This window comes from Micromonospora sp. KC723 (assembly GCF_004348595.1).
Classification (GTDB): Bacteria; Actinomycetota; Actinomycetes; order Mycobacteriales; family Micromonosporaceae; genus Micromonospora.
The window spans coordinates 1-7027 of record NZ_SMKD01000210.1; the positions used below are offsets into that span (position 1 = coordinate 1).

Below are 7027 nucleotides of genomic sequence, written 5' to 3' on the forward strand. Positions count from 1 at the left end.
GGCCGGTGTCGTCTCGCGGAGCAGGGCGGACAGGCCCGCCCGCCGGGCCACCACGGTCAACCGGTCCCCCGCCGAGATCACCATCCGGGGGTCGACCGTCCAGTCGGTCCGCTGCCCGGCCGGCGTGTGGGCGAGCAGACGCACCTCGCCGGGGCGGGCCACGGCGGAGAGCGGGCGGCCGTCCAGCGGTGCGCCGGCCACCACCGGCACCTCCACCACCAGCAGCGCGTGCCGGTCGACCGGGATGGTGGCGATCACCGCCCGGTCCAGCAGCGCGGCGGCGAACGCGGGCGCGGCCAGGTACGACACGCTGCGCGAGATGCCGATACCGAACGCCTTCTGGATGCGTTCGGCGAAGTCGCCGTCGAAGAGCCGCAGCACCACCCGCAGCTCCGGATTGAGCCCACGGGCGGTCAACGCGGCGCGCAGGTTGGCCCCGTCGTCGGTCGAGACCACGACCAGCGCCTGGCATTGTTCGACCGACGCGGAGCGCAGCGTCTCCTCCCTGGCGGCGTCCCCGACGATCATCGGTACGCCGAGCCGCCGGGCCAGCGACGCCCCGCGCGCGTCGGCGTTGCGGTCGATCGCCACCACCTCGACGCCGAAGTCGCGTAGCTGGGCCATCACCCGGGTACCGATGTTGCCCAGGCCCACCACCACGACGTGCCCGGCACGGTCCGGCTGGATCCGTCCCGAGTGCAGGGCCAGCCGGGCGTTGACGATCCCGTCGACCACCACGGCGGTGATCAGCGGGATCAGCGCCAGCCCGGCGAGGTTGAGCACCACCTGCATGATCTGGGCGGCGGCCGGCTTGGTGACGTCCGGGTCCTGCCCGCTGAGGGTGGTGACCAGGGTCAGGTAGATCGCCTCCGCCCAACTCACCTCCGTCGCGCGGGCGTTCAGCCAGCCCAGTCCGGCGATCACCGCCAACAGCAGGATCACCGCGATGCCGATCTTCCGGGTGGCGAAGCTGCGGACCGCCCGCAGCAGTACGGCCAGCGGCTGCCGCCGGCGACGCGCGCGGACCAGTCGGCGGGCGGCCAGCTCCGTCCCGGCCGGCTGCCCGGTCGCCTCGGCGAGTACCACGTCGGCCGACTGCTCGTCGGCGGGCAGCACCCGGACCAGGTCCGGGTCGGCGGTGACGGCCAACCCGCAGACCACGTCGGTCGGGCGTACGTCGTCACGCTCGGCCACGTAGAGGGTGCGGCCGGCGTGCCGGAAGTGGGTGGGTGCGACCTCGCCGAGCGCGGCGGCTACGAACGCCGGTGCCGCGATCGAGGCGTCGGAGAGCACCGCCGAGTCGGGGAAGAGCTCGCGCAGGCCGTTGGCGAGGCTGGTGTTGAACATCCGGACCACCAGGCGCAGCCGGGGCTCCACCTCCTGGGCGCAGAGCGCGGCGTGCATGTTGCCGACGTCGTCCTGGTGCAGCAGGGCGAGCCCGGCCGCCCCGAGCAGGCCGGCCCGGCGGAACGTCGCCTCGTCCAACCGGTCGGCCCGGACGACCTGCACGCCGTCCAGTTCCCGGCCGTCGGGCCCGTCACTGCGGCCGCGCTCCGGCACGATCAGGGTGATGCGTACCCGGCCGGCGGTCAGCTCCGGGGCGAGCAGGGCCCGGGTCACCCAGTACGAGAGCGGGTCCTGACCGCAGATCACGTAGTGCCGGCGGTGGTCGTTGCCGCGCCACAGCCGCAACCCGGCGGGACGGCGGGCGCGGTCGTGCTGGGGCTCCGCCATCCCCGGATGGTAGTCAGCCGCTCGCGGTGCGCGCAGCCCCGTCGATCATGGAGGCATGTCGCGCCCGGCGGCGGGTAGAGCATCGCCATGCAGACGTTCCTCCCGTACCCGGACTTCCTGGCCAGCGCCCGGACGCTGGACCAGCGGCGGCTGGGCAAGCAGCGGGTGGAGACGCTCCAGGTGCTGCGCGGGTTGACCCGGCCGGACTACGGCTGGCGGCACCACCCCGCGGTACGGATGTGGGCCGGCTACGAGGAGGCGCTGACCCGGTACGGGCTGGACGTGTGCGCTGTCTGGTGCGCGCCGGGCCGGGCGGACACCTGCGCCGGCAGCCTGGTCGGCGAACTGGCGGCCGCCTGCGGTCTCACCGCCGTGCGTGGCCAGGCGGAGCTGGCCGAGGCCGGTGAGCTGCCGCCCTGGCTGGGCCGGGAGGACCTGCACCGCAGTCACCGCTCGTCGTTGCTGCGCAAGGACCCGGAGTACTACCGGCCGCTGTTCGGCGACGTCCCACCCGACCTGGAGTACGTCTGGCCGGACTCGGACCGGCAACGGCGCTGCCTGCCGCCGCCGGACCGCTGAGCGAACGGGCCGTCGACCACCCGTTCGCCGATTCGGGCAAATCGCCCCAGCTGCGGATCTACCCTGGACTCACGTCCGTCGACGCCGGTCCGGCACGGGAGGTCGCCAAGGGTGTCGCCAGTGCACCGGTACGCCGAAGAGGTCGCGGGCGTCGCCGAGGACAGGCGCGACGACGCGTACGGGCTGCTCCGCGACGAACGGGCGTGCATCGTCACCGCGCTGCGGCTGGGCTGGTGGATGGCCGACGCCTACCACCACGCGCAGACCGCCGACCTGACCGGCCCGGACGCCACACCGGTCACCGCCCCCGCCAAACTCTCCAACCTCACCGAGATGTCCGGCCGGCACCGGATGCGGATGTACCTGGACGGGGTGGAGGTCGCCCTGGCCCAGATCGCCGAGCTGACCGCCACCGGCCGGCCCGGCCCGGCCACCACCGCCGCCCGCGCCCAGGTCGGTGGCGACCCGCTGCTGCTCGCCCTGGACGAGTTGAACGTGGACGTGTTGCGTTGGGCGATGGCCACCAACCACCGGGTGGGGCTGGCGTACCGGCTGGGTCGCTCGCTGGCCGACACCGTACGGCAGGGCGACGCCGACCGGCTGGTGCACCGCTTCGGTGGCCGGCACGTCGAGATCAGCCGCTGGCTGGACGAGCTGGCCAGCGTGCTGCCGCCGTACTCGGCGGCGGTGGTGCGGCGCTCGCTGCGGACCTGGGCGACCGCGGTCACCCGGGCCACCGTCGGCGACCCGGCCGAGCCGGGAACCGCGGAGCTGGCCCGGGAGCTGCGCAACCAGGGTGACCTGTGGCGGGGCGTGCTCACCGGCGGACTGCACCCGAAGGACCTGCTCGACGAGGAGAACTGGGCGGTGGTCGCCCGCAACCTGATCATCCGGGACCGGAAACTCGTGGTCCAGGCGGCGCGGGGGATCTTCTGGCCGGTGCTCGTACCCCTGCTGGTGGTGCTCGGCGCGGTCGTCGGGGTGAGTGCCGCCGCGGCGGCCGGCTCACCGACCACCCGGGCGGCCGTCGCGCTGGTCGGCCTCGGTGCCGGGCTCACCGCGATCTGGCGCTCGGTCTCCGGGCCGGCCCTCTCCGTCGCCGCCGAGGTCAACCGGCCACTGCTGGACAGCGAGCTGATCACCCAGATGGCCGAGCGGATCAACCGGCCGTTGGCGACGGCGCGCGCCGCACGCCGCACCGGACGACAGCGACGGCCCCACCGGGCGGAAACCGGATCCAAATACGTTGCTCCCGTCTCCCACATCGACCTACCGTGATCGCGCAAGGTCAACCAGTCACTCGGGAGCCGGCCACGGTGTTCGGTGTCGCTCGCCGTGCGGTGACGGACCGGCCGGCGGGCACAGGGGGCAGTGCAGGGGATACGAATCCGAGCGCGGCGCCCGCCGGCCCCGCCCGCTTCGCCGGTCCGGCCTGGGCGGATTTGCTCCGTCGAAGCGACCGACGCCCTGGTCACGCCAGGGGCCTGAGTACGGTTCACGACCGGCGGCAGGCTCGCAGCGGGCACGCCGTGGGCGGCGGGCCGGTCGGAGGGGCGATCAGTGTCGGCCCGGCGGTGACCAGGTGAAGTCGGGTGCTCGTCGCTCGTGGTGGGCGGCGACCCCCTCGCGGGCCTCGCCGCTGGCCCGTACCTTCCGGTGCCACCAGGCGACCCGGGCCGGCCCGGCCCGGTCGTCGACGATCTCCTTCGCCGCCACGACGCTGAGCTGGGAGCGCTCGACGATGGCGGCGGTGACGGCGTCGACCCGGGCGGTGAGCGCGTCGGCCGGCAGCACCTCGTCGACGAGCCCGACCCGCAGCGCACGCTCGGCGTCGACCAGCTCGGCGGTGAAGAGCAGGAACTTCGCGGTCGACGGGCCGACCAGGCGGGTGAGCCGGCGGGTGGTCGGCGCCGGGTAGACCAGACCGAGCCGGGCCGGCGGCACGCCGAACCGGGCGTCCTCGGCGGCGAACCGCAGGTCGCAGGCGACCGCGAGTTGACAGCCGCCGCCGACGCAGGCACCCCGCACGGCGGCGACGGTCGGCTTGGCGAACGCGGCCAGCCGTTCCTCGGCGGCCACCGCGATGCTGTGGTCGCCCGCGTCGAGCAGTTCGTCCAGATCACCCAGGTCGGCTCCCGCGCAGAAGGTGCCACCGGCCCCGGTCAGGACCAACGCCCGCACCGACGGGTCGGCCTCCAGGCCGTCCAGCAGCACCGGCAACTGCCGCCACATGGCCGGGGTCATCGCGTTGCGGCGCGCCGGATGGTGGATCGTCACCGTCGCCACCGCGCCGGTCACCTCGACGGTCAGCTCCGCCTCCGACACCGCCACCACCCCTTCGCACCGACCCCGTCGAGCGACCATAGCGACGCGGGCCCGGCAGCCACCCGCGAGGGGTGGCCGCCGGGCCCGCCGACAACCAGGTCAGCCTAGGCGACGTCGACCGCGGTGTCGTCGACCACGAAGGACGTCTGGAGTGAGGCGTCCTCCACCCCGGAGAACTTCAGGGTGACGGTCTGGCCGGCGTACGGGGCCAGCGAGAAGGACCTCTGCGCGTACCCGGTGGCCTTGTCCAGGTTCGAGTAGGTGGCCAGGGTCGCCAGCACCCTGCCGGAGGAGTTGAGCACCTGCACCTTCAGCGTGTCGTACGCGCTGCCGGCGGTCTCCGCCGAGTCGACGTGCAGCCAGAAGCTGAACTGGTACGACGTGCAGCCGGCCGGCAGGCTCACCGCCTGGGAGAGCGTGTCGGTGCGGGTGCTGCCGTACCCGTTCAGCCAGGCGTTCCGGGTCCCGCCGGTGCGGGCCGGCTGCCCGGCGAACGTGCCGATCACGCCCGAGGTGGAGGCCCACGGGATGGTGCCCGACTCGAAGCCGGGGTTGCCGAGCTTCTGCCCCGCGCCGGCGCAGCCACCGGCCCCGTTGACGGTCAGGGTGTACGTCGCCGTCCGGGTGGCGGTGCCGGAGCCGGTGACGGTCACCGTGTAGGTGCCGGCCGGGGTGCTCGCCGTGGTGGTGATGGTGAGCACGGACGAGCTGCCGGCGCTCACCGACGACGGGCTGAACGACGCGGTCGTGCCGGCCGGCAGGCCGCTGGCCGACAACGTCACGGTCTGCGCGTTACCGCTGGTGATCGTGGTGCCGACGGTGGTGCTGACCGAGTTGCCCGGGTCAACCGAACCGGAGGTCGGGGAGAGCGAGACGGAGAAGTCGTTGCCGCTGGAACAGGGGGCGTCGTTGCCCGCGACGTTCACGGCGGTCCACGCGGCCTGGACGGCCCGGTACTCGGTGGAGCAGCTGCCGTACAGGTCGGTGGCCGCACGCAGCGTGTAGGCGCGCGCGGTGTTCGACGGGGTGGTGGTGTTGACGTACGCGGTGTTCGACGTGAAGTACACGTCGAGCGCCCGGAACCAGATCTTCTCCGCCCTGGCCCGCCCGATGCCGGTCACCGCCGGGGCGGAACCGCAGACCGGCGAGGTGCCGTACGGGGTGGCGCCGGTGCCCTCGGCCAGGTTGAAGAAGAAGTGGTTGGCCACGCCGGAGGAGTAGTGCACGTCCTTGTTCCTGGTGCCGGTGCTCCAGCAACTGTCGGACGAGCCGTCCAGCGACGGGTTGTACATGTAGCGCAGCGGCGTGCCGTCGCCGTTGATGTTGATCTTCTCGCCGATCTGGTAGTCACCGGGATCGGCGGCGGTGTTGGCGTAGAACTCGACCATCGTGCCGAAGATGTCGCTGGTGGCCTCGTTGATGCCGCCGGACTCACCGGAGTAGGTCAGACCGCCGGGCACCACGTTGTCGGTGATGCCGTGGCTCATCTCGTGGGCGGCCACGTCGAGCGCCACCAGCGGTCGGGCGTTGCCGACGCCGTCGCCGTACGTCATCCGGGCGCCGTCCCAGAAGGCGTTGTTGAAGTTGTTGCCGTAGTGCACCCGGCTGGGAACTCCCCGGCCGTCGCCGAAGATGCCGTTGCGGCCGTGCACGGTCTTGAAGTAGTCGAACGTCGTGGCGGCGCCGAAGTGCGCGTCCACCGCCGCCTTCTGGCGGGGGTTGGTGTCACCCCAGGTGTTGTCGGAGTTGGTGAACGTGGTGCAGGTCGACGTGGTGTTGTTCATGTCGCAGGTCGAGCCGTTGCCGCGTACCGGGTCGACCAGCGAGTACAGGCTGCCGGAGAGCGTGGTGTCGATGCCGACCGTGCCGGAGTAGACGCTCTGGCCGGTGCCGGCGATCATCTCGATCTCGTCGTAGCTGCCGATCACCTTGCCGCTGACCGCGTCGGTGATGACGTGGAAGCGGGACGGGGTCTGCCCGTCGGTGTGCCAGCCGGTGAGCACCGTCTCGTAGGCGAGGCGACCCGTGCCGCTGCTCGCGTCCACGAAGAGTTCCGGGGCGCCGACGCTCTCCAGCTTGCCCTTGAACTGCTGCCGGGCGATCACTCTGGCCCTCGTCACCGTCAGCCGGGGGGTGGTGGTCAGGGTGAGCGGGGCGGCGAGACCGACCGAGGAGCCCGCGTAGGCGCCGTTGGGCGAGGTGTGGAGGACGAAGTCACCGCCGCGGACGCGCAGACCCCGGTAGGTACGGGTGTAGCGGGTGTGTGACGCGCCGTTCGCGTCAACCTTCGTCCGGACCGCCTGGTACGCCTCTCCGGTGCCGCCCTGGACGGCACCGGGGTTGCCGCGCAGCACGCTGGCGGCACGGGCGGCGGCCGAGGGGGCCGGAG

General features: G+C 73.0%; 5 protein-coding genes. 2 read left to right on the forward strand and 3 right to left on the reverse strand.

The annotated features are described in order from the left end of the window. A partial coding sequence (locus E1165_RS27250; RefSeq protein WP_132394574.1) for a TrkA family potassium uptake protein occupies positions 1–1734 on the reverse strand: 1734 nt, incomplete at its 3' end. Between the two features lie 87 nt (positions 1735–1821). Here E1165_RS27250 and E1165_RS27255 point away from each other — a divergent pair. Beyond that, positions 1822–2313 carry an MSMEG_6728 family protein gene (locus tag E1165_RS27255; RefSeq protein ID WP_132394575.1) on the forward strand — a complete coding sequence of 164 codons (492 nt, stop codon included), beginning with the start codon at positions 1822–1824 and terminating at the stop codon, positions 2311–2313. A 111-nt stretch (positions 2314–2424) separates the two neighbouring features. Next, complete coding sequence (locus E1165_RS27260) at positions 2425–3591, forward strand: hypothetical protein (RefSeq protein ID WP_207917056.1); 1167 nt, start codon at positions 2425–2427, stop codon at positions 3589–3591. Positions 3592–3870: 279 nt separating this feature from the next. Here the strand turns inward: E1165_RS27260 and E1165_RS27265 are convergent, their stop codons facing one another. Together E1165_RS27265 and E1165_RS27270 are read right to left on the reverse strand one after the other, a co-directional pair. Beyond that, entirely contained in the window at positions 3871–4644 is a 774-nt protein-coding gene (locus E1165_RS27265; RefSeq protein ID WP_132394576.1) for an enoyl-CoA hydratase/isomerase family protein, read from the reverse strand. A gap of 98 nt (positions 4645–4742) precedes the next feature. Further along, on the reverse strand, positions 4743–7027 hold a 2285-nt coding region (locus E1165_RS27270; protein WP_132394577.1), incomplete at its 5' end, for a M4 family metallopeptidase.